Origin of the sequence: Pseudomonas sp. CP-1 (genome assembly GCF_021213715.1) — a bacterium.
GTDB classification, from domain to species: domain Bacteria; phylum Pseudomonadota; class Gammaproteobacteria; order Pseudomonadales; family Pseudomonadaceae; genus Pseudomonas; species Pseudomonas aeruginosa.
On the sequence record NZ_JAJQKY010000005.1, the window covers coordinates 20,507 to 46,724 of the forward strand.

General features: G+C 66.5%; 24 protein-coding genes. 12 read left to right on the forward strand and 12 right to left on the reverse strand.

The window, feature by feature from the left end; all coding sequences use genetic code 11:
* Positions 1 to 30: 30 nt before the first annotated feature.
* Positions 31 to 468: a DUF4399 domain-containing protein gene (locus LT948_RS11850; protein WP_003084345.1), complete on the forward strand. Its 438-nt coding sequence runs from the start codon at positions 31 to 33 to the stop codon at positions 466 to 468.
* A gap of 57 nt (positions 469 to 525) precedes the next feature.
* On the opposite strand, the gene serA is transcribed toward LT948_RS11850, so the two are convergent.
* Entirely contained in the window at positions 526 to 1,755 is a 1,230-nt protein-coding gene (gene serA / locus LT948_RS11855) for a phosphoglycerate dehydrogenase (RefSeq protein WP_003084348.1), read from the reverse strand.
* 203 nt (positions 1,756 to 1,958) lie between these two features.
* Here serA and LT948_RS11860 point away from each other — a divergent pair, with 203 nt between their 5' ends.
* The 4 genes from LT948_RS11860 to LT948_RS11875 all read left to right on the forward strand — a co-directional run bounded on the left by LT948_RS11860 (position 1,959) and on the right by LT948_RS11875 (position 5,632).
* Positions 1,959 to 3,353: an FAD-binding oxidoreductase gene (locus LT948_RS11860; RefSeq protein ID WP_033995105.1), complete on the forward strand. Its 1,395-nt coding sequence runs from the start codon at positions 1,959 to 1,961 to the stop codon at positions 3,351 to 3,353.
* A 91-nt stretch (positions 3,354 to 3,444) separates the two neighbouring features.
* Positions 3,445 to 4,110 carry a fumarylacetoacetate hydrolase family protein gene (locus tag LT948_RS11865; RefSeq protein WP_003110705.1) on the forward strand — a complete coding sequence of 222 codons (666 nt, stop codon included), beginning with the start codon at positions 3,445 to 3,447 and terminating at the stop codon, positions 4,108 to 4,110.
* A 98-nt stretch (positions 4,111 to 4,208) separates the two neighbouring features.
* A complete protein-coding gene (locus LT948_RS11870; RefSeq protein ID WP_003121726.1) occupies positions 4,209 to 5,198 on the forward strand; it encodes an SdiA-regulated domain-containing protein in 990 nt (329 codons plus the stop codon).
* A gap of 83 nt (positions 5,199 to 5,281) precedes the next feature.
* The gene (locus tag LT948_RS11875) at positions 5,282 to 5,632 is read left to right on the forward strand and encodes a NirD/YgiW/YdeI family stress tolerance protein (RefSeq protein WP_003084357.1); all 351 of its coding nucleotides are present in this window, start codon (positions 5,282 to 5,284) and stop codon (positions 5,630 to 5,632) included.
* 80 nt (positions 5,633 to 5,712) lie between these two features.
* On the opposite strand, the gene aphB is transcribed toward LT948_RS11875, so the two are convergent.
* From aphB to LT948_RS11905, 6 genes are all read right to left on the reverse strand, one after another.
* Positions 5,713 to 6,747 carry an acetylpolyamine amidohydrolase AphB gene (gene aphB / locus LT948_RS11880; protein ID WP_023092293.1) on the reverse strand — a complete coding sequence of 345 codons (1,035 nt, stop codon included), beginning with the start codon at positions 6,745 to 6,747 and terminating at the stop codon, positions 5,713 to 5,715.
* A 15-nt stretch (positions 6,748 to 6,762) separates the two neighbouring features.
* Positions 6,763 to 8,157 (reverse strand): APC family permease, encoded by a 1,395-nt coding sequence (locus LT948_RS11885; RefSeq protein ID WP_023092294.1) that lies wholly within the window; start codon positions 8,155 to 8,157, stop codon positions 6,763 to 6,765.
* A 420-nt stretch (positions 8,158 to 8,577) separates the two neighbouring features.
* Positions 8,578 to 9,621 carry an ABC transporter substrate-binding protein gene (locus LT948_RS11890; RefSeq protein WP_003084365.1) on the reverse strand — a complete coding sequence of 348 codons (1,044 nt, stop codon included), beginning with the start codon at positions 9,619 to 9,621 and terminating at the stop codon, positions 8,578 to 8,580.
* Between the two features lie 47 nt (positions 9,622 to 9,668).
* Positions 9,669 to 10,457: an ABC transporter permease gene (locus LT948_RS11895; RefSeq protein ID WP_003084366.1), complete on the reverse strand. Its 789-nt coding sequence runs from the start codon at positions 10,455 to 10,457 to the stop codon at positions 9,669 to 9,671.
* A complete protein-coding gene (locus tag LT948_RS11900) occupies positions 10,454 to 11,383 on the reverse strand; it encodes an ABC transporter permease (RefSeq protein WP_003110577.1) in 930 nt (309 codons plus the stop codon). The genes LT948_RS11895 and LT948_RS11900 overlap by 4 nt, the downstream gene beginning before the upstream one ends.
* Positions 11,380 to 12,429: an ABC transporter ATP-binding protein gene (locus LT948_RS11905; RefSeq protein ID WP_218816339.1), complete on the reverse strand. Its 1,050-nt coding sequence runs from the start codon at positions 12,427 to 12,429 to the stop codon at positions 11,380 to 11,382. Before LT948_RS11905 ends, LT948_RS11900 begins: the two co-directional genes overlap by 4 nt.
* A 327-nt stretch (positions 12,430 to 12,756) precedes the next feature.
* Here LT948_RS11905 and LT948_RS11910 point away from each other — a divergent pair, with 327 nt between their 5' ends.
* On the forward strand, positions 12,757 to 13,722 hold the full coding sequence (locus LT948_RS11910) for an SdiA-regulated domain-containing protein (RefSeq protein ID WP_004364984.1): 966 nt from the start codon (positions 12,757 to 12,759) through the stop codon (positions 13,720 to 13,722).
* Between the two features lie 38 nt (positions 13,723 to 13,760).
* On the opposite strand, the gene LT948_RS11915 is transcribed toward LT948_RS11910, so the two are convergent.
* The 3 genes from LT948_RS11915 to rpiA all read right to left on the reverse strand — a co-directional run bounded on the left by LT948_RS11915 (position 13,761) and on the right by rpiA (position 17,131).
* Complete coding sequence (locus tag LT948_RS11915; RefSeq protein ID WP_004364986.1) at positions 13,761 to 15,704, reverse strand: autotransporter outer membrane beta-barrel domain-containing protein; 1,944 nt, start codon at positions 15,702 to 15,704, stop codon at positions 13,761 to 13,763.
* 300 nt (positions 15,705 to 16,004) lie between these two features.
* Complete coding sequence (locus tag LT948_RS11920) at positions 16,005 to 16,337, reverse strand: YegP family protein (RefSeq protein WP_003110581.1); 333 nt, start codon at positions 16,335 to 16,337, stop codon at positions 16,005 to 16,007.
* Positions 16,338 to 16,459: 122 nt separating this feature from the next.
* Positions 16,460 to 17,131 (reverse strand): ribose-5-phosphate isomerase RpiA, encoded by a 672-nt coding sequence (gene rpiA, locus LT948_RS11925; protein WP_003084386.1) that lies wholly within the window; start codon positions 17,129 to 17,131, stop codon positions 16,460 to 16,462.
* Between the two features lie 234 nt (positions 17,132 to 17,365).
* Here rpiA and ilvA point away from each other — a divergent pair, with 234 nt between their 5' ends.
* The 4 genes from ilvA to LT948_RS11945 all read left to right on the forward strand — a co-directional run bounded on the left by ilvA (position 17,366) and on the right by LT948_RS11945 (position 21,277).
* Complete coding sequence (gene ilvA / locus LT948_RS11930; protein WP_017001827.1) at positions 17,366 to 18,904, forward strand: threonine ammonia-lyase, biosynthetic; 1,539 nt, start codon at positions 17,366 to 17,368, stop codon at positions 18,902 to 18,904.
* A gap of 119 nt (positions 18,905 to 19,023) precedes the next feature.
* The gene (locus LT948_RS11935; protein ID WP_003084389.1) at positions 19,024 to 19,491 is read left to right on the forward strand and encodes a DUF2269 domain-containing protein; all 468 of its coding nucleotides are present in this window, start codon (positions 19,024 to 19,026) and stop codon (positions 19,489 to 19,491) included.
* A gap of 50 nt (positions 19,492 to 19,541) precedes the next feature.
* Complete coding sequence (locus tag LT948_RS11940; protein ID WP_023092296.1) at positions 19,542 to 20,813, forward strand: SDR family oxidoreductase; 1,272 nt, start codon at positions 19,542 to 19,544, stop codon at positions 20,811 to 20,813.
* On the forward strand, positions 20,810 to 21,277 hold the full coding sequence (locus LT948_RS11945; RefSeq protein WP_003084393.1) for a DUF2269 family protein: 468 nt from the start codon (positions 20,810 to 20,812) through the stop codon (positions 21,275 to 21,277). The genes LT948_RS11940 and LT948_RS11945 overlap by 4 nt, the downstream gene beginning before the upstream one ends.
* On the opposite strand, the gene LT948_RS11950 is transcribed toward LT948_RS11945, so the two are convergent.
* Both LT948_RS11950 and LT948_RS11955 read right to left on the reverse strand, forming a co-directional pair.
* Positions 21,250 to 22,491: an MFS transporter gene (locus tag LT948_RS11950; RefSeq protein ID WP_073657425.1), complete on the reverse strand. Its 1,242-nt coding sequence runs from the start codon at positions 22,489 to 22,491 to the stop codon at positions 21,250 to 21,252. The two genes, LT948_RS11945 and LT948_RS11950, sit on opposite strands and share 28 nt — an antisense overlap.
* A 49-nt stretch (positions 22,492 to 22,540) precedes the next feature.
* On the reverse strand, positions 22,541 to 23,194 hold the full coding sequence (locus LT948_RS11955; RefSeq protein WP_003084397.1) for an HAD family hydrolase: 654 nt from the start codon (positions 23,192 to 23,194) through the stop codon (positions 22,541 to 22,543).
* A 203-nt stretch (positions 23,195 to 23,397) separates the two neighbouring features.
* On the opposite strand from LT948_RS11955, the gene LT948_RS11960 reads away from it, so the two are divergent.
* Both LT948_RS11960 and ptsP read left to right on the forward strand, forming a co-directional pair.
* Entirely contained in the window at positions 23,398 to 23,877 is a 480-nt protein-coding gene (locus tag LT948_RS11960) for an RNA pyrophosphohydrolase (RefSeq protein ID WP_003084400.1), read from the forward strand.
* Positions 23,878 to 23,899: 22 nt separating this feature from the next.
* Positions 23,900 to 26,179 (forward strand): phosphoenolpyruvate--protein phosphotransferase, encoded by a 2,280-nt coding sequence (gene ptsP, locus LT948_RS11965; RefSeq protein WP_003084404.1) that lies wholly within the window; start codon positions 23,900 to 23,902, stop codon positions 26,177 to 26,179.
* The last annotated feature ends 39 nt before the right edge of the window (positions 26,180 to 26,218 follow it).

Below are 26,218 nucleotides of genomic sequence, written 5' to 3' on the forward strand. Positions count from 1 at the left end.
TGCTAACGGAAGTGAAAACAGGAGACTCCCATGAGAGTGACATTGCCTTGCCTCGGTCTAGCCGCCCTGATGTTCGGCGCATCCGCCAGCCTGATGGCTGCCGACCTGCCTCGGACTAAGGCGCCCGAAGGGGCGAAAGTGTATTTCATCACGCCGGCCGATGGTGCAACCGTCGACAAGACCTTCACCGTGAAATTCGGCCTGAAAGGCATGGGCGTGGCGCCGGCCGGCGTCGACATGCCGGATACCGGCCACCATCACCTGCTGGTGGACCTGAAGGAGCAGCCGGCGATGAACCTGCCGCTGCCGATGACCGACAACATCCGCCACTTCGGCAAGGGCCAGACCGAAACCGAGATCACCCTGCCGCCGGGCAAGCACACCCTGCAACTGCTGGTGGGCGACAAGAACCACGTGCCGCTGGAGCCGACCGTGGAGTCGGAGAAGATCACCGTTACCGTCAAGTGACGGAAACGAAAAAAGGAGGCCGCTGGGCCTCCTTTTTCCTTTCCGCCGGACGCTGCCTTAGAACAGCACGCGGCTACGGATGGTGCCGTTGACCTGCTGGAGTTTCTCCAGGGCCAGGTCGGAGTACTCGGCGTCGACGTCGATCACCACGTAGCCGACCTTATCGTTGGTTTGCAGGTACTGGCCGGAAACGTTGATGCCGTTGTCGGCGAAGACCTTGTTGATCTCGCTCATCACGCCGGGGATGTTGGCGTGGATGTGCAGCAGGCGGTGCTTGCCCGGGTGCGACGGCAGGGCCACTTCGGGGAAGTTGACCGAGGACACCGAGGTGCCGTTGTCGCTGTACTTGACCAGCTTCTCCGCCACTTCCAGGCCGATGTTGGCCTGTGCCTCGGCGGTGGAGCCGCCGATGTGCGGGGTCAGGATCACCCGGTCCAGGCCACGCAGCGGGCTGGCGAATTCCTCGTCGTTGGATTTCGGCTCGACCGGGAACACGTCGATGGCGGCGCCGATCAGGTGCTCATCCTTGATCGCGGCGGCCAGGTGGTCCAGCTCGACCACGGTGCCGCGCGCGGCGTTGATCAGGATGCCGCCCTTCTTCATCGCGCGGATTTCCTTCTCGCCGATCATCCACTGGGTGGAGGGCAGTTCGGGAACGTGCAGCGAGACGATGTCGGACATGCCCAGCAGCTCGTGCAGGCTGCCGATCTGCACCGCGTTGCCCAGCGGCAGCTTGGTCACGGTGTCGTAGAAGAACACCTGCATGCCCAGGGCCTCGGCGAGTACCGAGAGCTGGGTGCCGATCGAACCGTAGCCGACGATGCCGAGCTTCTTGCCACGGATCTCGAAGGAGTTCGCCGCGCTCTTGATCCAGCCGCCGCGATGGCAGGAAGCGTTCTTTTCCGGGATGCCGCGCAGCAGCAGGATCGCCTCGGCCAGTACCAGCTCAGCCACAGAGCGGGTGTTCGAGTAGGGCGCGTTGAACACGGCGATACCGCGTTCGCGAGCGGCGTTGAGGTCGACCTGATTGGTGCCTATGCAGAAGCAGCCGACCGCGATCAGTTTCTTCGCGCAGTCGAAGACCTCTTCGGTCAGCTGGGTGCGGGAGCGAATGCCGATGAAGTGCGCATCGGCGATCCTTTCCTTCAGCTCATCGCCGGAAAGCGCGGTCTTGAGGTACTCGATGTTGGTGTAGCCGGCGGCCTTCAGCGTGTCCACGGCGTTCTGGTGGACACCTTCGAGAAGAAGGAACTTGATCTTGCTCTTGTCGAGAGAGGTCTTGCTCATCTGCGTAAACCTGTTGTCCCGGAGGAAGTGGCTGGAAAGCGAACTGCGCGAAGCGGGTCCGGCCGGCGCTGGCCGGCACCCGCAACTCGGCGCCCAGAGGCACTAAGCGCGGGGGGCGTATGCTAGCATGTTCTCCCTTTTCCTTGCCCGGTTGCGACCTGAGTTGTTCTCAGGGCGACCATGAATCATTTGAGAGTTCCCGAATGACCCGCGAAGCCCTGATCGAATCGCTCAAGCCCCTGGTCGAGCCTGGCAAGCTGCTCGACGACGCCGCCTCCCTGGACGCCTACGGCAAGGACTGGACCAAGCATTTCGCCCCTGCGCCGCTGGCCATCGTGTTCCCCAAGAGCGTCGAGCAGGTCCAGGCGATCGTCCGCTGGGCCAACCAGCACAAGGTCGGTCTGGTCCCGTCGGGCGGCCGTACCGGGCTCTCCGCCGCGGCCGTGGCGGCCAACGGCGAAGTCGTGGTGGCCTTCGACTACATGAACCGGATACTCGACTTCAATGCCTTCGACCGCACCGTGGTCTGCCAGCCCGGCGTGGTTACCAAGCAACTGCAGACCTTCGCCGAGGAAAACGGCCTGTACTACCCGGTTGATTTCGCTTCTTCCGGCTCCAGCCAGATCGGTGGCAATATCGGCACCAATGCCGGCGGAATCAAGGTCATTCGCTACGGCATGACCCGTAACTGGGTGGCCGGGATGAAGGTCGTCACCGGCAAGGGCGACCTGCTCGAGCTGAACAAGGACCTGATCAAGAACGCCACCGGCTACGACATGCGCCAGCTGTTCATCGGCGCCGAAGGCACCCTGGGCTTCGTGGTCGAGGCGACCATGCGCCTGGAGCGCACGCCGAAGAACCTCACCGCTATGGTCCTCGGCACGCCCGACTTCGACTCGATCATGCCGGTGCTGCATTCCTTCCAGAGCAAGCTCGACCTGACCGCCTTCGAATTCTTCTCCGACAAGGCCCTGGCCAAGGTCCTGGCCCGTGGCGATGTACCACGGGCGTTCGAAACCGACTGCCCGTTCTACGCCCTGCTGGAGTTCGAGGCGACCACCGAGGAAGTCGCCAACGAGGCGCTGGCCACCTTCGAGCACTGCGTCGAGCAGGGCTGGGTGCTGGACGGGGTGATGAGCCAGAGCGAGCAGCAGTTGCAGAACCTGTGGAAGCTGCGCGAGTACATCTCCGAGACCATCTCCCACTGGACGCCGTACAAGAACGACATCTCGGTCACGGTTTCCCGGGTGCCCGCCTTCCTCAAGGACATCGACGCCATCGTCGAGGCCAACTACCCGGACTTCGAGGTGGTGTGGTTCGGCCACATCGGCGACGGCAACCTGCACCTGAACATCCTCAAGCCGGAAAACCTCGGCAAGGACGAGTTCTTCGCCAGGTGCGCGACCGTCAACAAGTGGGTGTTCGAGACCGTCGAGAAGTACAACGGCTCGATTTCCGCCGAGCATGGCGTGGGCATGACCAAGCGCGACTACTTGACCTACACCCGCTCGGAAACCGAAATTGCCTATATGAAGGCACTGAAGGCGGTGTTCGACCCCAACGGGATCATGAATCCCGGCAAGATCTTCGCCGAGTAGCAGGTTTCGCAACGCAGAGGGCCGGTCATCCGGCCCTTCTCGTCTGTGGCGGGCGCCACGGATGCCTTTCCACCCGTTCAGGAGTCGGTGAATGAGTTACCAGCATCAATATATCGACGGCACCCCGATCCACTTCCCCCTGGGCAAGCTGGTCTGCGTCGGGCGCAACTACGCCGAACACGCCAAGGAACTGAACAACCCGGTTCCCACCGAGCCGCTGCTGTTCATCAAGCCCGGCTCCTGCGTGGTGCCGGTGAGCGGCGGGCTGAGCCTGCCGCAGGAGCGCGGCTCGGTACACTACGAGGCGGAAATCGCCGTGCTGATCGGCAAGCCGCTGTCGCGCAAGCCGAACCGCGAGGAGGTCCTCGACGCGATCTCCGGCTATGCGCCGGCGCTGGACCTGACCTTGCGCGAGGTCCAGGCGAAGCTGAAGGAAAAGGGCCTACCCTGGGAGCTGGCAAAGAGCTTCGATGGCGCCGGCGTGCTGTCGCCGTTCGTGAACGCCGACCAGTTTCCCGACCCGACCGACATCGGCATCCGCCTGACCATCAACGGCGAGGTGCGCCAGGACGGCAACAGCCGCGACATGCTCAATCCGATCGTGCCGCTGATCCAGCACATCGCCGGGCATTTCTCGCTACAGGCCGGCGATGTGGTGCTGACCGGCACGCCGTCCGGGGTCGGGCCGCTGAACAGCGGCGACGAGTTGCTGCTCGAATTGCCGGGCGCCAGCCGTTTCGAGACCCGCGTGCTCTGAACCGCTGCGGCCGCCGGGGGCGGCCGACTTCCCTAGCGCCGGCAGCGGAAGCGACTGTCGGTCGGCTGGCCGACGCTTCGATTGACAGGCCGGGGGCAATGCCCTTTCATGGCGACGCCCAAGAAAACACCTGGCCAAACAGTCGAGCCTCGCCCATGTCCCTTGCCTCCAAGCTTCCCCGTTTCCGCTGGCTGCTGCCGGCGTTCGTCGTGCTCGTCGGCGTGGTGCTGACCATCGTCATGCATTGGGACGATCGCGCCGGCCTTTGGTGGAAGGAAAGCCAGGCCAGCCAGCAGCAGCGCGACGAAAGCATCTGGCTGCCGGGCTATCGGGTGGTGATCGACGCCAAGCCGTTGCAGGGCCTGGAGGAGGAAGAAACCTCGGACCTGGCCTACAACCCGGCAACCAGGACCCTGTTCACCGTTACCGGCAAGCGGCCGCTGCTGGTGGAGCTGTCGCTCACCGGCGACGTGCTGCGCACCATCCCGCTGCTCGGCCTGAGCAATCCCGAAGGCGTGGCGGTGCTGGAGAACGGCAACGTCGCGGTGACCGACGAGCGCCGCAATACCCTGACCATCTTCCATGTCGACCCGCAGACCGCCGAGCTGAGCACCAAGAGCCTGGCCGAATTCCCGCTGGGCAATATCGGCAAGAAGAACAAGGGCTTCGAGGGCATCGCCTGGGATCCGCGCCAGCAGCGTCTGTTGCTGAGCAAGGAGCGCGATCCGATGACCCTGTTCAGTTGGAAGAGCGACGGCGGGCCGAGCCTGAGCGGGGCGATGACCGCGCTGCCGAGCGACGACCTTTACATGCGCAACGTCTCGGCGCTCAGCGTCGACCCGCGTACCGGCCATACCCTGGTGCTGTCGGCCGAATCGCATCTGCTGCTGGAGCTGGACGAGAAGGGCGAGCCGGTCAGCTTCATCAGCCTGCTCGGCGGCTTCAACGGCCTGGACAGCAAGATCCCGCGCGCCGAAGGGGTGGCCATCGACGACGAGGGCACCATCTACATGGTCAGCGAGCCGAACCTGTTCTACGTGTTCCGCAAGAAGAGCGGCGAGCGCCTGGCCACCAGCGATGCCGATTAAGCTTCGCTTAAGCGCCGATTAAGCCTGGTTTCAGCAAGGCTTCGTAGCCTGGACCCATCGAAACCAACTACGAGGCGTTACCCATGAAACTTCGTCACCTGCCCCTCATCGCTGCCATCGGCCTGTTCTCCACCGTCACCCTGGCCGCTGGCTATACCGGCCCGGGCGCTACCCCGACCACCACCACGGTGAAGGCCGCGCTGGAAGCTGCCGACGACACCCCGGTGGTCCTTCAGGGCACCATCGTCAAGCGCATCAAGGGCGACATCTACGAGTTCCGCGACGCCACCGGCAGCATGAAGGTCGAGATCGACGACGAAGACTTCCCGCCGATGGAAATCAACGACAAGACCCGGGTCAAGCTGACCGGCGAAGTCGACCGCGACCTGGTCGGCCGCGAGATCGACGTCGAGTTCGTCGAAGTGATCAAGTAAGGCCCTGAATCGAAACGGCCCGCCTCTCTTCCGGGAGGCGGGCCGTTTCGCGTTCCGACCGGGCGAAGTTGCGGGCGGGCTTACCGGTGAACCCCTTCGAAACCCTGTAGCACGTTCACCGCGTTGATCCCGATTTCCTCCACCGCGTAGCCTCCCTCCATCACGAACAGCGTGGCCAGGCCGAGCTTGCCGATGGCTTCGCCCATGCGCAGGTAGTCGGGGCTGTCCAGGCGGAACTGGGAAATCGGGTCCTCCTTGAAGGTATCCACCCCCAGGGAAACGATCAGGACGTCCGCCGCATAGGCCTGGATCTGCCGGATCGCCGCCTGCAGCGCCTGGCTCCAGGTCGCCCAGTCGCTGCCGGCCGTCAGTGGGTAGTTGAAGTTGTAGCCGGTGCCGACGCCGTTGCCCTTCTCGTCGGCGTAGCCGAGGAAATAGGGGTATTCGAAGCGCGGATCGCCGTGGATCGAGGTGAACAGCACATCGGCGCGGTCGTAGAAGATGTCCTGGGTGCCGTTGCCATGGTGGTAGTCGACGTCGAGGATCGCCACCCGCCCGGCGCCCCGGTCGAGGAAGGCCTGGGCGGCGATGGCGGCATTGTTGAAGAAGCAATAGCCGCCCATGTAGTCGGCCGCGGCGTGGTGGCCCGGCGGGCGACAGAGCGAAAATACCGAGCGCGCGCCGTTGGCGAGTTCGGACTGGCCGCTGAGGGCGACGTTGGCCGAACTGGTGATCGCCTGCCAGGTCCCGGCGGTGATCGGCGCGCCGGCGTCGAAGGAGTAGTAGCCGAGGCGACCGTCGATGTTGTCCGGCTCCGTCTGCCGCAGGCGCCGGGTCGGCCAGGCGATCGGCAGCATGTCGTGGCTGCGGCCGGTGGCCAGCCAGTCCTGCCAGGCGTTCTGCAGGAAACGCACGAAACCCTCGCTGTGCACCCGGCGGATCGGTTCCAGGCCGAAGTCGCGCGGTGCGCGGACTTCGCCGAGGCCGACGGCCTTCACGCGGTCGAGGACCATGTCGGCGCGGCTGGGTTTTTCGAAGCAGGGGGTGAACTGGCCGCCGATCAGTTCGTGCCGGCCGTGGTGCAGGCGATGGTCGTCGCTGTAGATGGTCAGCATGTCGGGCTCCCGGGCTCAGTTCTGTTCGGAGAAGGTCACGGTCGGCGCCTTGCGGCGGAAACCGCCGGTATGCAACGCCAGGTAGGCGAGGCCGGCGGCGAACCAGGTCAGGCCGATCACCAGGGTCAGCGCCGAGAGGCTGGTCCACAGCCACAGGGTCAGGCCCAGGCCGATGGCCGGCACCAGCCCGTAGCGCAGCAGGTCGCGCGGGGCGCGGCGGCCGTCGAGCAGCAGGTAGCTGCGGATCACCGCCAGGTTCACCGCGGAGAACGCCACCAGCGCGCCGAAGCTGATCATCGAGGCCAGGGTGGTGAGGTCGATGACCACCGCCAGCAGGGAAATCACCGAGACCACCAGGATCGCGATCACTGGCGTCTTGAAGCGCTCCGAGAGGCTGCCGAACACGCGCCGCGGCAGGATGCCGTCGCGGCCCATGCTGTAGAGGATGCGCGACACCGAGGCCTGCGAGGCCAGTGCCGAGCCGGCGGCGCCGGCGACGTAGGCGGCGGTGAAGAAGCTGGCGAGGTACTTGCCGCCGGCCGCCAGCATCACTTCGTTGGCCGCCGACTCGGCGTCCTGGAATACGCTGCCGGGGAACACCAGTTGGCTGAAGACCGCCAGCACGGTGAACAGCAGGCCGGCGCCGACCGTGGTGATGACGATGGCGCGCGGGATGTCGCGTTGCGGATCGCGGGTTTCCTCGGCCAGGGTCGAGACCGCGTCGAAGCCGAGGAACGACAGGCACAGCACCGCCGCGCCGGCCATCAACGGGGCGAAGCCCGGCTGGCTGCCGTCGCCGACGAAGGGCAGGCTCAGGTCCAGCGAGGGGATGCCGGCCAGGTGCTTGACCGCCATGGCGACGAACACCACGGCGAAGACGAACTGGGCGCCGACGATCACGTTGCTCATGCCGGCCACCGAGCTGATGCCGATCACGTTGAGCACGGTGACCAGGCCGATCGCCGCGAGCACGAAGACCCAGGCCGGCACCATCGGGAAGGCGATGTTGAGGAACAGGCCGATGAGCAGGTAGTTGATCATCGGCAGGAACAGGTAGTCGAGCAGCAGCGACCAGCCGGCGAGGAAGCCGACGCAGGGGCCGAAGCTGAGGCTGGTATAGGAATAGGCCGAGCCGGCGATGGGATATTTCTTCACCATGAAGCTGTAGGAAAAGGCGGTGAAGAGCATCGCCGCCAGGGTGATCAGGTAGGCGCTGGCGGTGCGACCGCCGGTGATCTCGGTGACTACCCCGTAGGTGGTGAACATGGTCAGCGGAACCATGTAGACCAGCCCGAAGAAGACCAGGGCGGGGAGCCCGAGGATGCGCCGCAGGCCGGTGCCCTGGGCGCTGTGGACGTACTCGGGGCGCTTGCCGCCGATGAGGATGCCGTTGTTGCGTTGGCTGGCCATGTTCCGCTCCTCGCGAAATGCCGTATCGATCCCGCAGGCGGCCGCGTGGGCGGACCTTTCCTGCGCCGGGTGAATGGACGGGCTAGTGGAAAACCGCTGGGGTTTCCGTCGGGTCGGTGGAAATGGCAGTGACGAGAGGGCACGCGGCGTGTGCGGGCACGGGCGTTGGGGCGTCGATAGTGTTCATGGCGTTCTCAGGAAGCGTTCTTGTTGGATTTCTAGCTCGCGGTCGCGAGGTTCCCTTGGGCTCTGCCGGCGCCGTTTCCGCGGCTCCGGGCGACCCCTCGAGGAGGGCGCGGTTCGACTCTAGCAATCCGGTTTCGCCGGGGAGAACCCTGTAGACGGTCAAAAAGGGATCGAGATGGCCAAACTGGCTGGCCGGCCAGCGCTGGCGCGAGCTGGCCGCCAGCGCCGCGTCGATCATTTCTTAAGCTTGGTCCAGACCTTGCTGCGCAACGCCAGGGCTTTCGGCGAGCAGAGCTTGAACGGCTTCAGGCGGTCGAGCTTGTCCTGCGGGGTGTTGATCGCCGGGTCGTCGAACAGCGCCTTCTCCATGAATTTCTCCGAGCCGACGATGGCGTTGTTGTACTTGGCGAAGTTGGAGGCGGCGGCGATGTTCTCCGGGCGCATCATCCAGTCGATGAAGACGTGGGCTTCCTTGACGTTGCTGGCGTCGCGCGGAATCGCGAAGTTGTCGATGAACAGCCGGATGCCTTCCTTCGGATAGACGTATTCGAGGCTGGCGCGTTGGGCGTGGGCGCGGTGGAAGGCGCCGTTCCACTGCTGGTGCATGGCGACCTCGCCGGCGGCCATGCGCTCGATGGTGCCGTCGCTGTTGTACATGGCCAGCGCCGGCTTTTGCCTGAGCAGCAGGTCGAGGACCTTCTGCGCTTCCCTGGCGTCCTCGGTGCATTCGTCGATGCCGAGGTAGTAGGTGGCGGGAATGAACAGTTCCTCGATGGAGTTCAGAGCCACCACCTTGCCTTTCAGCTCGGCTGGTGGTTCGAAGAACGGCTTCCAGCTTTCTTCCAGCCTGCCGCCCGGCACCTTCGCCGTATCGTAGCTGTAGCCGGTGGTGCCCCAGAGATAGGGAATGCTGTAGTCGTGGCCGGGATCGAAGCCAAGGGTCCGGAAGTTTTCCTTCAGATTGCCCAGGCTCGGCAACTGGCTCTTGTCGAGCTTTTGCAGCAGCCCCTCCTTGACGAATATTTCTATGAAACTGTCCGACGGCACCACCACGTCGTAGGCGCCGCCTCCGGCCTTGAGCTTGGCCAGCAGCGTCTCGTTGCTGTCGTAGGCGTCGAGGGTGGCCTTGATCCCGGTGTCCTTCTCGAACTTCTTCAGCAACTCCGGCGGGTAGTAGTCCGACCAGTTGGCGAAGTGCAGGGTGCCTTCGGCGCGAGCCTGGCCGCCCAGGGCTAGACCGGCGGCGAAGAGCAGGGTGAGCGGTGTGCGGTAGGTCATGGTGGACTCCTGGCGATCTTCTGTTTTTTCTTCGTGGAGGCAGGTTCTCAGCGGCGGCGTTGGCCGAGGTAGTACGACAGGGCGACGAAGGCGATGGAAATCATGAGGATGATCGATGAAATCGCATTGATCTTCGGGGATATGCCCATGCGGATGGAGCTGAAGATGTACACCGGCAGGGTGGTTGCGCCGGCGCCGGCGACGAAATAGGTGATGACGAAATCGTCCATCGAGATGATGAACGCGAGCATCGCCCCGGACAGCACGCCGGGCATCAGCAGCGGCAGGGTGATTTTCCAGAAGGCCTTCCACGGCGAGGCGTAGAGGTCGGCGGCGGCCTCCGCCAGGCGCGGGTCCAGGCCCTCCAGGCGGGCGCGGATCGGCAGGTAGGCGAAGGGGATGCAGAACACGATGTGGGCGATGAGGATGGTGAACAACGACAGCTTCAGGCCGATGAAGGAGAAGAACATCAGGGTCGCCACCGCGGTGACGATCTCCGGCACCAGCAGCGGCAGGCCGAGCACGCCGTTCATCAGGGTCTGTCCGCGGAAGGCGCGACCACGCATGCCCAGCGCGGCGAGGGTGGCCAGGACGGTCGAGGCCAGGGTGGCGAGGGTGGCGACGATCAGCGAGTTCTTCGCCGCGCGGAGGATTTCCGGATCGTTGGCCACCACCGCGTACCATTTCAGGCTGAAGCTTTCCCAGAGCGTCGCCGACTGGCCGCTGTTGAAGCTGAGCGCTACCAGCACCAGGATCGGGATGTAGAGGAAGGCGAAGAACAGCCAGGCGGCCTGGCGCACTCCGCTGAAGGTCCAGAGTGGATTGCGGCCGTTCATGGCTGGCCTCCGCCGGCGTTGGCCCGGAAGCGCAGGTTGTGGATCAGCATCGCCAGCAGGACGAAGGCCAGCAGGGCGAACGAAAGGGCGGCGCCGAAGGGCCAGTTGTGCGCGGTACCGAATTGCAGCTGGATCAGGTTGCCGATCATCAGCGCCTTACCGCCGCCGAGCAATTCCGGAATGATGTAGCTGCCCAGGGCCGGGATGAATACCAGGATGCAGCCGGCGACTATCCCCGGCATCGCCAGCGGCACGATCACCCGGCGCAGCGCTTTCCAGCGGTTGGCGCCGAGGTCGAATGCCGCCTCCACCAGGCGCCAGTCCATCTTTTCCAGGCTGGTGTAGATCGGCAGCACCATGAACGGCAGGTAGGTATAAAGGAGGCCGATGATCACCGCGTTGTCGGTATAGAGCAGCCCCAGCCCGGTGTCGGTCAGGCCGATGCCTTGCAGGCCGGCGTCCACCAGCCCGCCGTTGCGCAGCAGCAGGATCCAGGCGTAGACCCGCACCAGCAGGTTGGTCCAGAACGGCACGGTGACCAGGAACAGCAGCAGGTTGCGCCGGCGTTCCGGCTGCAACGCCAGGTACAGCGCGGTGGGGAAGCCGAGTGCCAGGCAGCCGAGGGTGGTCAGCAGCGACAGCCAGAACGAGCGCTGGAAGATGCCCAGGTAGTCGGCGTTGAACACCAGGCTGTCGTCCAGGTCGCGTTCCCAGAGGAAATTGAGGTAGGCCTCCAGGCTGTGCTGGCCCCATTTCACTCCGCCGTAGTCGCCGGATTGCTGGATCGACACGGCGAACATGATGCCCAGCGGGATCACCAGGAACAGCACCAGCATCAGCATCGCCGGGCTGCTCAGCAGCAGGCGCCGACGCAGCTGCCGGCGTTCGGCCGACTGTTGCGCGGTAGGTCGCCCGGCGGTGCTCATTCGGCGAGCACCCGGATGGCGGCGGCGGGAATCCGCACCCGCACCTTCGCCCCCGGACTGTGCGGGCAGCGTGCGCCGTCGCGGTTCTGCTGGCGCACGCGGAAGCCCGGCTGGCCGGCCACGTTCAGGTGGTAGACGGTATCGGTGCCGACATAGACGATGTTTTCCAGCACGCCTTCCAACTGGCCGTCGGCGGCCAGTTCGGTGCGCTCCGGGCGGATCGCCAGGGTCACCGCGCCGCTGCCCGGGGTCGTCGCGGCCAGCCGCTGGCCGTCCGCCAGGCGCACGCCGTCGGCGTCGGCCTGGCCCTCGAGGAAGTTGGTTTCGCCGATGAAGTCGGCGACCGCCCGGTTCAGCGGCGCCTCGTAGATGTCGCTGGGTGTGCCGACCTGCAGCACCTTGCCCTTGCTCATCACCGCGATGCGGTCGGACATGGTCAGCGCTTCCTCCTGGTCATGGGTGACGAAGATGAAGGTGATCCCGGTCTCGTGCTGCAGGCGCTTCAGCTCGATCTGCATTTCCTTGCGCAGCTTCAGGTCCAGCGCCGACAGCGACTCGTCGAGCAGCAGCACCTTGGGCCGGCTGGCCAGCGCGCGGGCCAGGGCGATGCGTTGCTGCTGGCCACCGGACAACTGGTCGGCGCGGCGCTTGCCGACCTCCGGCAGCTTCACCAGCTCGAGCATGCGGCTCACGGTGGCGCCGATCTCGCTGCGCGGGCGGCCCTGCATCTCCAGGCCGAAGCCGATGTTCTCGGCGACGCTCATGTGCGGGAACAGCGCATAGCTCTGGAACACCGTGTTGACCGGGCGGCGGAACGGCGGCAGGCCTTCCATGCGTTCGCCATAGAGGCGGATGCTGCCGGAACTGGGCTGTTCGAAGCCGGCGATGAGGCGGAGGAGGGTGGTCTTGCGGCAGCCGGAAGGGCCGAGGAGGGTGAAGAATTCGTTGGCGTGGATATCCAGGGACACATCGTCAAGGGCCTTCAGGCCTTGGCCGGGGGTACCGAATTCCATGCAGATCCGCTCGATGGCTATCGCGCTGGTCATGCTGAATTCCATGCAGTCAAGCAGTTGTTATTGTTGAGGTTTTGCGGTTTCTGGGGCCCGCTTCACCTGCTGCGGTTCGATAATGACCGGGGCGCCGCGGGCGCAGAACGATAGATGCGGCCAATAAGGGATCGAACAGGCCAATCTGGTGGCGCTGGAAGAAGACTGCGGATGCTCTCTTGTCGTCTCTTTCGGACAGGAAACTCGGACCTGTCCGAGTCGCCCGGGCGGCTGGCTGACTTTAAGCTTGGCTTCAGCCTGGAGCCGTAGCTTGCGTAGGAAAGGTCGGGCGCAGCCCGTTTCCATACAGCGTACAGGCTCTATGCTATGACTATCCACGCCCAAACTCCCGAGCCGTTTTCAATGTCCCGAGCTTTTACGCCTCGCCGTCTGCTGCTGGCCGTCCTGCTGGTCGCGCTGACCGCGCTGGTCCTTCTCGGCCAGAGCTTCCGCGTCTTCGACCGGGCCTGGTTCGCTGTCCAGGAGTGGCGTCACGCCGATGCCTGGAAAGAGCGCTCGATATGGCTGCCGGACTACCGCGTGCGGATCGAGGCGCAGCCCATCGAGGGGTTGAACGACGACGTTTCCGCGCTGACCTTCGATCCCGACCGGCGCACCCTGTTCACCGTGACCAACCAGCCGGCGCAGATCATCGAGCTGTCCTTGCAGGGCAAGGTACTGCGGACCATCCCGCTGACCGGCTTCGGCGACGCCGAGGCCATCGAGTACATCAGCCGCGGTGTCTACGTGATCACCGACGAGCGCCAGCAACGCCTGGTCAAGGTGCGCCTGGAGGACGATACGCGCTTCATCGACGCTGCCGATGCCCAGCAGCTTTCGCTGGGTATCGGCCTCAACGGCAACAAGGGTTTCGAGGGGCTGGCCTACGACGCCGAGGGCAAGCGCCTGTTCGTCGCCAAGGAGCGCGACCCGGTGCGCATCTACGAGATCCACGGTTTCCCCCACACCCAGGCGGACAAACCGTTCGCCGTGCACGTGGTGGACGACCCCGGGCGCGACAAGCGCCTGTTCGTCCGCGACCTGTCCAGCCTGCAGTTCGACGAGGGCACCGGGCACCTGCTGGCGTTGTCCGACGAGTCGCGTCTGGTAGTCGAGCTGGACACCGACGGCGAGCCGGTCAGCACCCTGTCGCTGCTGCGCGGCATGCACGGCCTGAAGCGCAGCGTGCCGCAGGCCGAGGGCGTGGCGATGGACGACCGTGGCGTGCTCTACCTGGTCAGCGAACCGAACCTGTTCTACGTGTTCAGCAAGGACGAGCCGGCGCAGCCCTGACGCGGATGCGGGGACGGCAGGAGCGTCCCCTGGCCCGCTCAGAACTGCCAGTTCACCCCGAGCGAATAGCCCGCCTGGTTGCCTTCGCTGTGGGCGAAGCGGCTGTTGGCTTCGGCGAAGACCCCGAGCTGCTCGGTGATCGCCAGTTGCGCGCCAAGCTGGGCGCGGCCGAAATCCTTGTCCACGCCGCCCATGTCGGCGACCCGGACACGCCCGTCGCCGCGGCTGGTCAGGTCCATGTCCTCCAGGCGTCCGTCCGCCAGCTCGCGGACCCAGCGCAGGCTGGCGTAGGGTTGCAGGCGCATTCTCGCGCCCAGCGCCAGCTCGCCGCGCAGGCGCCAGCCGAGACTCGCCTCCAGCGAGTCGTAGTCCTGCTTCTCGTAGCCGAGTGCGGTACGCAGGGCCTCGTCCTCGCGGAAGTCGTCGATGCGGTAGCGCATGTAGTCGAGACCGGCCAGCGGCCCGCTCCGCAGTTCGCCGAAGCTGAAGTCATAGCCGCCTTCCAGCCGGGCGCCCCAGGACCAGGCCGAGGTGTCGCCCGACAGACGCTGGTCGAGCAGCACCGGCCCGCCGGCGGCCTGGAGGTAGACCGAACGCTTGCTGTCGTAGCGGGTATGCCCGAGGTTCAGCTCGCCGGCCAGCCATTCCGGACCGCCGTCGTTGTACAGGCCGAACAGGCCGAGCTGCCAGGTGTCGCCCTCGATGCGCCCGCCATGGTCCAGCTTGTCGCGGCTGCGCTGGAAGGCCAGGCTGCCGCCGAGGGTCAGGGCCTCGCTGTAGCGGTAGTCGCCGAGCAGATGCACGCCGGCGCGCCTGGACTCCGGATCGCCAGGCATGTCGAAACCGCTGTCCGGCGAGACCTCGCCCTCCGCGCCCACCTCGCCGTCGAAGCTGCCTACCGGCCGGTTGCTGCCGAGCAGGGTCAGCCAGCGGCGGTCGTGCAGGCGGGTCAGTGCCTGGTGCTGGCGCTGCAACTGGTCTTCCATCTGCCGCGCCAGGGCGCCGCCGGAGGCGGTGGAGGCCAGCAGGTCGGCGTTGGTCAGCTCCAGCACCAGGCGCGTCAGCAGGCGGGAAAAGTCGCGCATGCGTTGCTCGATGCGCTCCTGGCCGAGGGCGTTGGTCAGTACTTCCTTGTTGTCCTCGGCCGGGTCGTGCCAGGTTGAGCCGCCGGGAATCGCCGGGTTGTCGGTCTGCTCGTAGCCGTCCAGGTCGCCCAGTTCCCAGTTGGTCGCCTCGATGAACAACACCGGGATGTCCATCCCGTTGAAGCTTTCGCCGTCGCTGCAGCAGCCGGTACCCGCCGGGTATTCGGCGTTCAGGCCGGGGTTGGTGAACAGCGGGATGTCCAGCTCGCGGGCGATGCGCAGGATCTGTTCGCGGTAGGCGCCGAGGGCCGGGTTGGACACGCTGTTGGAGCCGGCATGGGCGTACATCTTGTCGCCGGTGACCAGGCTGTCGAGGTTGATCATTCCCAGCAGGTTGGCGCGCTGGCTGGCGTCGAGGGACTCGACGTAGGCACGCGAACCGCGCAGGCCTTCCTCCTCGGCGCCGAAACCGACCACCTCGAGGCCGTTCTCCAGGGCGATGCCGCCGAGGTTGCGGGCGATCTCGGTGAGCACCGCCGCGCCCGAGGCGTTATCGTCCAGGCCCTGCAGGGTCGGGCGACCGTAGTAGGTGTCGTAGTGCGCGCCGAGTACCAGGAACTTCCCGCTGCTGCCGGGCGCCGAGGCGATGACGTTCTGCGAACTGCGGTTGCCGGCCCAGGTGAAGTCCTGGCGACTGGTCTGGTAGCCGAAGCCCAGGCGCGACTGCATCAGTTCGCTGGCGCCGGCGAAGCTGGCGGTGCCGCGATAGCGGCCCGGGTAGTCGGTGATCAGGCGCTCCAGGGTCTCCCCGGCGTATTCCCCGTATTGATAGGCGTTGGCACCCAACGACAGCGCAGCACATCCCAGGCCTACAGCGACAGCTAATGGTTTGAACACGGCACTTTCCTCTGTGTCGGTACGATGGTGCATCGAATGATGCTCGCGCCGCGGAAAGCAGGATGCGGACCGTTTCATGTCTCTGGAGCACGAATTGACGCCTGGGCGACCTGAGGTGTCGCTACGTTGTAACTGGCAGCGGCTTGGACGGCGAAGCAGAGAGAGGCAGCGGCCGGGAGTGTTACTTGCGAGCCTGAAAATGGGGCGCTGCGTTCAACTCCTGGGACGGGAAGTAACCGCGGAAGGGAATGCAGAGGTGGATGGGCGGCGCTTGTGCCTCGGCACAGGCGCCGCCAGGCCTCAGCTTTCGTCGCTGAGACCGGCTTCCGGCGCTGCGCGCTTCACCGACTGCACGCCGGCTTCGGCGTTGGCCTGGCTGGCATAGAGCTGGCTCTGGCCGACGACCTGGCCATTGGTGGCCTTGAGCACGAAGTGGAACTTGCCGTTGTTGGCCGGCTTGACCTCGAAGGCACCGTCGCGCTGGGAGTTCTTGCGCACCGACTCGATGCCGCCGAGCGCCGAGTCCTTGGCCTTGTACAGTTCGCTGGTGAGAATGATCTCGCCGTTGGCGGCATGCAGGTTGAAGTGGAACTGGCCGTCTTTCGCTTTCTTCAGATGGAATTTGGCTGCCATGTCTAGCTCCTTGTTCACGGGGTGCGGCGGATCGCAACGGACCAGCCGTCTGCTGAGACACAGCGTAGCCGCTTTTGTTGCAGTGTCGCCCCGCACCGGTCATCGGCCTGGGGCGAGCGGGCTCAGGCCTTGAGGGTCTTGACGCCGTCGGCGGTGCCGAGCAGCAGCAGGTCGGCCGGGCGGGCGGCGAACAGGCCGTTGGTGACCACGCCGACGATGGCGTTGATCTTCTCTTCCAGTTCCACCGGGCTGTCGATGCGCAGGTTATGCACGTCGAGGATGATATTGCCGTTGTCGGTCAGCACGCCTTCGCGGTAGACCGGATCGCCGCCGAGCTTCACCAGTTGGCGGGCGACGTGGCTGCGAGCCATCGGGATGACCTCCACCGGCAGCGGGAACTGGCCGAGGATGGGCACCAGCTTGCTGGCATCGGCGATGCAGATGAAGGTCTTGGCCACCGCGGCGACGATCTTCTCGCGGGTCAGCGCGGCACCGCCGCCCTTGATCAGCTCCAGGCGCTCGTTGCTTTCGTCGGCGCCGTCGACGTAGAACTCCAGCTCGCTGACCGTGTTCAGCTCGTAGACCGGGATGCCATGTTCCTTCAGGCGCTTGGCGGTGGCCTCCGAACTGGCCACTGCGCCGTCGAACTCGGCCTTGTGGCGGGCCAGGGCATCGATGAAGAAGTTGGCGGTGGAGCCTGTGCCGACGCCGACGATGCTCTTGCTGTCGAGGTGCGGAAGAATGTGGTCGACGGCGGCCTGTGCCACTGCCTGCTTGAGCTGATCCTGGTTCATCCCGGGTGCCTGTCTGGTTGCCTGGCCGGCCGTCCCGGCGGCGCAGGCGGAGGGTGCGCGCGGCCGGGGCGGCCCGGCGGGTTTCCGGCACGTCCTGTGCCGCTGCGATACGAAGGGACGAATTATAGCGGCCTGGCGTCCTCCGGTCTTGCCCCGGATGACCGGCAGTCGCGGTGTTTTCCTGCGGCACGCCGGTAGTCCGCCCGGCGGGCCTGGAGTAGACTCCGGGCTTCCGTGAAGTCCGCCGAACCGCCTCCGATGCTCGAACAATACGTCAAGAAGATCCTCACCTCGCGCGTCTATGACGTCGCGGTGGAAACGCCCCTGCAACCCGCCCGCCAGTTGTCCGAACGCCTCGGCAACCAGGTCCTGCTCAAGCGCGAGGACCTGCAGCCGGTGTTTTCCTTCAAGATCCGCGGCGCCTACAACAAGGTCGCGCAGCTCACCGAGGAGGAGAAGGCCCGCGGGGTGATCGCCGCCTCGGCCGGCAACCACGCCCAGGGCCTGGCCCTGGCGGCCAAGCGGCAGGGGATCAGGGCGGTCATCGTGATGCCCAAGACCACCCCCGAGATCAAGGTCCAGGCGGTGCGCGCCCACGGCGCCAAGGCGGTGCTGCACGGCGACGCCTTCCCCGAGGCGCTGGCCCACGCGCTGAAGCTGGTCGACGAGAAGGGCTACACCTTCGTCCATCCCTACGACGATCCGGACACCATCGCCGGCCAGGGCACCGTGGCCATGGAGATCCTCCGCCAGCAGCCCGGCCGCCTCGATGCGATCTTCGTCCCGGTGGGCGGTGGCGGATTGGTCGCCGGCATCGCCGCCTACGTCAAGTACCTGCGTCCGGAGATCAAGGTGATCGGCGTCGAGCCGGACGAGTCGAACTGCCTGCAGGCGGCCATGGCCGCCGGCGAGCGGGTGGTGCTGGGCCAGGTCGGGCTGTTCGCCGACGGCGTGGCGGTGGCACAGATCGGCCAGCACACCTTCGACATCTGCAAGGACCACGTCGACGAAGTGATCACCGTCAGCACCGACGAGATCTGTGCGGCGATCAAGGACATCTACGACGACACCCGCTCGATCACCGAGCCGGCCGGCGCGCTGGCGGTGGCCGGGATCAAGAAGTACGTCGAGCGCGAGCGCGCCGAGGGGCAGACCCTGGTGGCGATCGACTCCGGCGCCAACGTCAACTTCGATCGCCTGCGGCATGTCGCCGAACGCGCCGAACTGGGCGAGCGCCGCGAAGCGATCATCGCGGTGACCATTCCCGAGCGGCCGGGCAGCTTCAAGGCCTTCTGCGAGGCGGTCGGCAAGCGCCAGATCACCGAGTTCAACTATCGCTACCACAGCGGCAGCGAGGCGCACATCTTCGTCGGCGTGCAGACCCACCCGGAAAACGACCCGCGCGAGGCGCTGGTGGCCTATCTGCGCGAGAAGGGCTTCCCGGTCCTCGACCTGACCGACAACGAACTGGCCAAGCTGCACATCCGCCACATGGTCGGCGGTCATGCGGTGAAAGTCAGCGACGAGATGGTGTTCCGCTTCGAATTCCCCGAGCGGCCCGGTGCGCTGTTCAACTTCCTCACCAAGCTCGGCGGGCGCTGGAACATCTCGATGTTCCACTACCGTAACCATGGCGCGGCCGACGGCCGGGTGGTGGCCGGGTTGCAGGTGCCGGAAGACGAGCGCCACCTGATCCCGCAGACCCTGGAGGCGATCGGCTATCCGTACTGGGACGAGACCGCCAACCCGGCCTACCAGCTGTTCCTCGGCTGACCCGCGGCGGCTCGCCGACGCGGGCTGCTAAGCTTCACGGGCAGGTGATCTCCTTCCTCGGGAACTGAGCCCGCCCCCGGCCCCTCAAACGGGCCGGGAACACGGACAAGGATGCGCTGATGGAACATTTTCTCCAGATCAAGATTCTCCACGGAGTCGCCACCGTGCTGCTCTTCGGCGGCCTGCTCGGCCTGGCGTTCTACGCCTGGCGCAGCTGGCGGACGGGCGACGCGGCGCGGATCGCGCGCGGTTTCAAGCGGGTCCGCCTGATCGGCTGGCCGCTGCTGGGGCTCAGCCTGCTGGCCCTGCCGGTCAGCGGCTGGTGGCTGGTGCACCTGGCCGGCTGGCCGTTGGGCCAGAGCTGGCTGCTGTTCGGCGCCTGCCTCTATCTGCTCGGCTGCATCTTCTGGCTGGTCCTCGCCGGCCGCCTGGCGCGGGTCCAGCACCAGGCCGGCGCCGCCGAGACGGCGGGGGCCGCGCTGGGCGAGCAGACCCTGCGCGAGATCAAGGTGGGCCTGGTCATGGCCCTGCTCGGTGCGGCCAGCTTCATCGCGGTGGCGGTACTGATGGTCAGCAAGCCGCTCTGAAACGCCAACGAAATGGACTTCACCGGCCTTCGCCGGTTCTGTAGGAACGCATGCGTATTCTGCTGGTAGGCGCGGGAGGTTTCGTCGGGCGGCACCTGCTCCCGGCGCTGCTCGCCGCCGGACACGAACTGCTCCTCACCGCGCGCCGCCCGCCGGTCGATGCGCCTGCCGGCGTACGCTGGCTGGCGCTCGACCTGGAGCGGCTTGCGGAAAGGCCGGACAGCTTCGCCTGGCCCGCCGGGGTCGACCTGCTGATCAACGCCGCCGGCACCATGAGCCTCGACGAGGCGAGCATGGCTCGCGTCCAGGACAGCGGCGCGCGAGCACTCTTCGACCTCGCTGCGGCCCATGGGGCGAAGGTCCTGCAGATTTCCGCGCTGGGCGCCGGTGCGCACCCGGACGTGGCCTTCCTCGCCAGCAAGGCGGCGGCCGACCGCCACCTGCTGGAACTGGGCATCCCGGCGCTGGTGCTGCGCCCGTCCCTGCTGCTGGGGCCGGGCGGCGCCAGCAGCGCCTGGCTGGAACGCCTGTCGCCGCTACCGCTGATTCCCTTGCTGGACAATCGCGCGCGCCTGCAACCGCTGCATGTCGAGGACCTGGTCGGCGCGGTGCTGGCCTTGCTGCGCTGCTGGCCGGAGCGGGCGCAGGTGATTCCGCTGGTGGGTCCGCAGGCGCTGACCCAGGGCGAGCTGCTGGACGAGCTGCGCCGCGCCCAGGGTTGGCCGCGCGGCCGCTATGTGGTGCCGCCCGCGGCGCTTCTCGATGCGTTGGGCGGGTTTGGCCGGCGTGCTGGCTGGCGGACACTGAGTCCATCGATGCTGAAGCTGGTGCGCCACGACAACCTGGCCGACCCGGCACTCCTCGATGAGGCCTGCGGCTATCGTTGCGCGCCGCTGGCCAGTCGGCTGCTCGGCTGGCCGCAGGCGGCACGCAGCCTGGCGGCTCTGATGCGGCCGCTGATGCTGGCGGCCCTGGTGCTGATCTGGCTGGGTACCCTGGTCGCCTGCCTGGGGCCGGGTTACGGCTGGGGCCTGCGGATCCTCGGCGAGGCCGGCATCCACGGCTGGCCGGCGAGCCTGGCGGTGATCGCCGGGGCCTTGCTCGACGGCGCGCTCGGCGTCGGCCTGCTGCTCCGCCGCTGGCGTCGGCGCGCGCTGCTGGCGCAGTTCTGGCTGATGCTTGGCTACAGCCTGGCGATCAGCCTGATCCTGCCGCATTACTGGTACGACCCCTACATGGCGGTCGGCAAGAACATCGTGCTGATGGTGGCCACGCTCTGGCTGCTGGGCGACGAACCTAGAGCCAGGGAGGCCCGTGGATGAACCTTTACCTGCTGCTGAAGACCCTGCATATCCTTTCCTCGACCATTCTTTTCGGCACCGGCCTGGGGTCGGCCTACTACGCCCTGCGTGCCTGGCGCAGCGGGCAGTTGCCGGTGATCGCAGTGACCTTCCGCCACCTGGTCACCGCCGACTGGCTGTTCATCGCCACCACCGCGGTGTTCCAGCCGCTCAGCGGCCTGGCCATGGTGCATGTCGCCGGCTGGTCGCTGGCCCAGGGCTGGTTGCTGTGGAGCCTGGGCCTCTACGTGTTCGCCGGGCTCTGCTGGCTACCGGTGGTGTGGTTGCAGATCCGCGTACGCGACATGGCCGAGGCGGCCTTGCGCGAGGCGCGGCCCATCGAACCGCTGGCGTACCGCTACATGAACGCCTGGTTCATCCTCGGCTGGCCGGCCTTCATCGCCTTCATGGTCATCTTCTACCTGATGGTCAACAAGCCGGTCTGAGAGTCCGCTCGGCGCAACCAGAGCAACGCCAGGACCAGGAACGCCAGGGAGCCGCCCCAGTACAACCAGGCGAAGCCGCCGGGCCGCTCCAGCAGGAGGAAGGCCAGGGCCGGGCCCAGCGCGGCACCGAGGTCCTGGACGATGGAGTAGCGGGTCATGAAGCCGACCACGTCGCCGGCGCGGGCGACGTCGGCGGCGAGGGCGTCGGTCAGGGTGGTGAGGGCGGTGGCGACCAGCATCACCAGCAGGGCGATGGCCAGCCAGGCGAGAATGGGCAGCCTGCTGGAAAGCAGGCCGAAGCCCATTGCGCCGACCAGTAGCGCAGCCACGTAGAAGCGCCGACGCCCGCGCGGGCCATCCGACCAGGCACCGAAGCGCCCGGCCAGCCAGGGCTCCCAGGACCAGCGCAGGGCCTGGATGATCCCGGAGAGGCCGGCGGCGCTGAGCGCCAGGCCGAGCAGGCTGACCTCGGTGCCGAAGCTGCGGGCGATCAGCGCGCTCAGGGTGGCGGCGAGTACGCCCTGGATCAGGAGCGCGGTGGCGAAGCCGCTGAGGATCACCAGGCCGCGCGGCGGCGGGCGCCTGGCGACGCTGGTGGATGCCGTTGCGGCGGAGGTCCGCGCATGTCCGGCGGGACTCTCCGGCAGGTCGAAACCCTTCGCCAGCAGCGGCAGGCCGAGCGGTGCCAGGAACGCGAAGGACAGCGCCAGCGCCGGCAGGCCGAGGACCGGCACCAGCAGCCCACCGAGCAGCATGCCGACCAGGCTGCCCAGGCGGTAGAGGCCGTTGTACAGGCCCATGGCGCGGCCGCGCTGGTGGTCGGCGGCGCAGTAGACCACCGCCGAGAGCCCGCCGATGCGGAAGAACGACCAGCCGATCCCCCACAGTCCGCGCAGCAGCACCCAGGCCAGGAAACCGCTGGCCAGGCCGTAGCCGGCGGTGCTCAACACGCCGATGACGACCGCCAGGAGCAGGCCGGTCTTCAGTGCCAGGTGCTTGTACAGGCGGCCGATCAGCGGATTGAAGGGCAGGCGGATCAGGCGGTTGATCGACAGCAGCACGCCGACCTGCCAGAGCGCCTCCAGGCCGACCTCGTGCCAGTAGATCGGCAGGGCGATATAAAGCATCGAATCGCCGGCCAGGCATAGCGCGGTGACCAGGGCGACGATCACGACCGGCCGCAGCGAGCCGGGAGTGGGGGCGGTGTGGGGCATCCTGGGTCCGCCGTGGCGCCGCCCGTCGGACGGCGCACTTGTCAGTGGGTCAACGCAGGGAAATGATCGGCCAGCCGCGTTTTTCCGCCTCGGCGCGCAGGCGCGGATCGGGGTCGACGGCCACCGGCCGGCTGACCTTCTCCAGCAGCGGCAGGTCGTTCAGCGAGTCGCTATAGAAGCTGGCGCCTTCCAGGTTCAGGCCGTTCTCGTCGAGCCAGCGTTGCAGGCGAACCACCTTGCCGCCCTGGAAGCAGGGCACGTCGAAGGTCTGCCCGGTGTAGCGGCCGTCGCGCATCTCGCACTCGGTGGCAATCAGGGTCTCCACCCCGAGTCGTTCGGCGATCGGGCCGGTGACGAAGCGGTTGGTGGCGGTGATGATCACCAGCCGGTCGCCGGCGGCGCGGTGCTCGGCGAGCAGCGCCTCGCCCTTGGCCAGCACGATCGGCTCGATCACTTCCTGCATGAATTGGCGGTGCCAGGTTTCCAGCTGGGCCATCTCGGTGCGACCGAGGATCGCCTGGGTGAAGGCCTGGTAGGCAAGGACGTCGAGCTTGCCAGCCACGTAGTCGGCATAGAAGGCGTCGTTGCGCGCCTGGTATTCGGCGGCGTCGACCAGGCCGCGCTGGCACAGCCATTCGCCCCAGCTATGGTCGCTGTCGCCGGCGAGCAGGGTGTTGTCGAGATCGAAAAGGGCCAGACGCACGGGGTGACTCCATCGGTTGGCGGGTGGCGGGAGGGCCGCGAGAGCCTTTTGCGAAGGCTCCCACCGGGCCTTGGGAAAACCCCTAGCCTACCGGCTTTTGCCGGCCCTGTATCCTCCCCGCACGAGTCGCAAAGCCGCGCGTTGCCGCTATCACAAGCTTTATGGAACAATGCGGGCACATGCGATTTCGAGGATGTCCCAGCGTGATCGATTCCGATGGTTTTCGCCCGAATGTCGGCATCATTCTCGCCAACGAGGCGGGGCAGGTGCTGTGGGCGCGGCGTATCAATCAGGAAGCCTGGCAGTTCCCGCAGGGAGGCATCAATGATCGCGAAACGCCGGAAGAGGCGCTGTATCGCGAATTGAACGAAGAAGTCGGGCTGGAGGCCGGGGACGTGCGCATCCTGGCCTGCACCCGCGGCTGGCTGCGCTACCGTTTGCCGCAGCGCCTGGTGCGGACCCACAGCCAGCCGCTGTGCATCGGCCAGAAGCAGAAATGGTTCCTGCTGCGGCTGATGTCCGACGAGGCGCGCGTGCGCATGGATATCACCAGCAAGCCCGAGTTCGACGGCTGGCGCTGGGTGAGTTACTGGTACCCCCTGGGACAGGTGGTGACCTTCAAGCGCGAGGTCTACCGCCGCGCCCTGAAGGAACTGGCCCCGCGCCTTCTGGCGCGGGACTGAACACGGAGACAAGGCCCCGAGCATGCTCAACACGCTGCGCAAGATCGTCCAGGAAGTGAACTCCGCCAAGGATCTGAAGGCGGCGCTGGGCATCATCGTGCAGCGGGTCAAGGAAGCCATGGGTACCCAGGTCTGCTCGGTGTACCTGCTCGACACCGAGACCCAGCGTTTCGTCCTGATGGCCACCGAAGGCCTCAACAAGCGTTCCATCGGCAAGGTCAGCATGGCCCCCAGCGAAGGCCTGGTCGGCCTGGTCGGCACCCGCGAGGAGCCGCTCAACCTGGAGAACGCCGCCGCCCACCCGCGCTACCGCTATTTCGCCGAGACCGGCGAGGAGCGCTACGCGTCGTTCCTCGGCGCGCCGATCATCCACCATCGGCGGGTGATGGGGGTGCTGGTGGTGCAGCAGAAGGAGCGCCGCCAGTTCGACGAAGGCGAGGAGGCCTTCCTCGTCACCATGAGCGCTCAGCTCGCCGGGGTCATCGCGCATGCCGAGGCGACCGGTTCGATCCGCGGCCTGGGCAAGCTCGGCAAGGGCATCCAGGAAGCCAAGTTCGTCGGCGTGCCCGGCGCCCCCGGGGTCGGGGTGGGCAAGGCGGTGGTGGTGTTGCCGCCGGCCGACCTGGAAGTGGTGCCGGACAAGCAGGTCGACGACATCGACGCCGAGATTGCCCTGTTCAAGCAGGCCCTGGAGGGCGTTCGCGCCGACATGCGCGCGCTGTCGAGCAAGCTCGCCAGCCAGTTGCGCAAGGAAGAACGCGCGCTGTTCGACGTCTACCTGATGATGCTCGACGATGCCTCCATCGGCAACGAGGTCAAGCGCATCATCCGTACCGGCCAGTGGGCCCAGGGCGCCCTGCGCCAGGTGGTGATGGAGCACGTGCAGCGCTTCGAGCTGATGGACGACGCCTATCTCCGCGAGCGCGCCTCCGACGTCAAGGACATCGGTCGCCGCCTGCTCGCCTACCTCCAGGAAGAACGCAAGCAGAACCTGACTTACCCGGAGCAGACCATCATCGTCAGCGAGGAGCTGTCGCCGGCGATGCTCGGCGAGGTGCCGGAAGGGCGCCTGGTCGGCCTGGTCTCGGTGCTCGGCTCGGGCAACTCGCACGTGGCGATCCTCGCCCGTGCCATGGGCATCCCCACGGTGATGGGGGCGGTCGACCTGCCGTACTCCAAGGTCGACGGTATCGACCTGATCGTCGATGGCTACCACGGCGAGGTCTACACCAACCCCTCCGCCGAGCTGGTGCGCCAGTACAGCGACGTGGTCGCCGAGGAGCGCGAGCTGAGCAAGGGCCTGGCGGCCCTGCGCGAGCTGCCCTGCGAGACCCTCGACGGCCACCGCATGCCGCTCTGGGTCAACACCGGCCTGCTCGCCGATGTCGCCCGCGCCCAGGAGCGTGGCGCCGAGGGCGTGGGCCTGTACCGCACCGAAGTGCCGTTCATGATCAACGACCGCTTCCCCAGCGAGAAGGAACAGCTGGCGATCTACCGCGAGCAGCTCAGTGCCTTCCACCCGCTGCCGGTGACCATGCGCACCCTGGATATCGGCGGCGACAAGGCGCTGTCCTACTTCCCGATCAAGGAAGACAACCCGTTCCTCGGCTGGCGCGGCATCCGCGTCACCCTCGACCACCCGGAGATCTTCCTGGTCCAGACCCGCGCCATGCTCAAGGCCAGCGAAGGACTGGACAACCTGCGCATCCTGCTGCCGATGATCTCCGGCACCCACGAGCTGGAAGAGGCCCTGCACCTGATCCACCGCGCCTGGGGCGAGGTGCGCGACGAGGGCGTGGACATCGCCATGCCGCCTATCGGCATGATGGTCGAGATTCCCGCCGCCGTGTACCAGACCCGCGAGCTGGCCCGCCAGGTCGACTTCCTTTCGGTCGGTTCGAACGACCTGACCCAGTACCTGCTGGCGGTCGACCGCAACAATCCGCGGGTCGCCGACCTCTACGACTACCTGCATCCGGCCGTGCTGCATGCGTTGAAGAAGGTGGTCGACGATGCCCACCTGGAAGGCAAGCCGGTGAGCATCTGCGGCGAGATGGCCGGCGATCCCGCGGCTGCCGTGCTGCTGATGGCGATGGGCTTCGACAGCCTGTCGATGAACGCCACCAACCTGCCCAAGGTGAAGTGGCTGCTGCGCCAGATCACCCTGGACAAGGCCCGGGACCTGCTCGGCCAGTTGCTCACCTTCGACAACCCGCAGGTCATCCACAGCTCGCTGCACCTGGCGTTGCGCAACCTCGGCCTGGGTCGCGTGATCAACCCGGCGGCTACCGTCCAGCCCTGATTTCCCGCGCGCCGGACGCTTCGTCGTGCGGCGCTTACG

What these genes read in the sequence shown, in the direction of transcription:
- LT948_RS11850 (WP_003084345.1), top strand. Translation starts at nt 31, where the DNA reads ATGAGAGTGACATTGCCTTGCCTCGGTCTAGCCGCCCTGATGTTCGGC.
- serA (WP_003084348.1), bottom strand. Translation starts at nt 1,755, where the DNA reads ATGAGCAAGACCTCTCTCGACAAGAGCAAGATCAAGTTCCTTCTTCTC.
- LT948_RS11860 (WP_033995105.1), top strand. Translation starts at nt 1,959, where the DNA reads ATGACCCGCGAAGCCCTGATCGAATCGCTCAAGCCCCTGGTCGAGCCT.
- LT948_RS11865 (WP_003110705.1), top strand. Translation starts at nt 3,445, where the DNA reads ATGAGTTACCAGCATCAATATATCGACGGCACCCCGATCCACTTCCCC.
- LT948_RS11870 (WP_003121726.1), top strand. Translation starts at nt 4,209, where the DNA reads ATGCCCTTTCATGGCGACGCCCAAGAAAACACCTGGCCAAACAGTCGA.
- LT948_RS11875 (WP_003084357.1), top strand. Translation starts at nt 5,282, where the DNA reads ATGAAACTTCGTCACCTGCCCCTCATCGCTGCCATCGGCCTGTTCTCC.
- aphB (WP_023092293.1), bottom strand. Translation starts at nt 6,747, where the DNA reads ATGCTGACCATCTACAGCGACGACCATCGCCTGCACCACGGCCGGCAC.
- LT948_RS11885 (WP_023092294.1), bottom strand. Translation starts at nt 8,157, where the DNA reads ATGGCCAGCCAACGCAACAACGGCATCCTCATCGGCGGCAAGCGCCCC.
- LT948_RS11890 (WP_003084365.1), bottom strand. Translation starts at nt 9,621, where the DNA reads ATGACCTACCGCACACCGCTCACCCTGCTCTTCGCCGCCGGTCTAGCC.
- LT948_RS11895 (WP_003084366.1), bottom strand. Translation starts at nt 10,457, where the DNA reads ATGAACGGCCGCAATCCACTCTGGACCTTCAGCGGAGTGCGCCAGGCC.
- LT948_RS11900 (WP_003110577.1), bottom strand. Translation starts at nt 11,383, where the DNA reads ATGAGCACCGCCGGGCGACCTACCGCGCAACAGTCGGCCGAACGCCGG.
- LT948_RS11905 (WP_218816339.1), bottom strand. Translation starts at nt 12,429, where the DNA reads ATGACCAGCGCGATAGCCATCGAGCGGATCTGCATGGAATTCGGTACC.
- LT948_RS11910 (WP_004364984.1), top strand. Translation starts at nt 12,757, where the DNA reads ATGACTATCCACGCCCAAACTCCCGAGCCGTTTTCAATGTCCCGAGCT.
- LT948_RS11920 (WP_003110581.1), bottom strand. Translation starts at nt 16,337, where the DNA reads ATGGCAGCCAAATTCCATCTGAAGAAAGCGAAAGACGGCCAGTTCCAC.
- rpiA (WP_003084386.1), bottom strand. Translation starts at nt 17,131, where the DNA reads ATGAACCAGGATCAGCTCAAGCAGGCAGTGGCACAGGCCGCCGTCGAC.
- LT948_RS11935 (WP_003084389.1), top strand. Translation starts at nt 19,024, where the DNA reads ATGGAACATTTTCTCCAGATCAAGATTCTCCACGGAGTCGCCACCGTG.
- LT948_RS11940 (WP_023092296.1), top strand. Translation starts at nt 19,542, where the DNA reads ATGCGTATTCTGCTGGTAGGCGCGGGAGGTTTCGTCGGGCGGCACCTG.
- LT948_RS11945 (WP_003084393.1), top strand. Translation starts at nt 20,810, where the DNA reads ATGAACCTTTACCTGCTGCTGAAGACCCTGCATATCCTTTCCTCGACC.
- LT948_RS11950 (WP_073657425.1), bottom strand. Translation starts at nt 22,491, where the DNA reads ATGCCCCACACCGCCCCCACTCCCGGCTCGCTGCGGCCGGTCGTGATC.
- ptsP (WP_003084404.1), top strand. Translation starts at nt 23,900, where the DNA reads ATGCTCAACACGCTGCGCAAGATCGTCCAGGAAGTGAACTCCGCCAAG.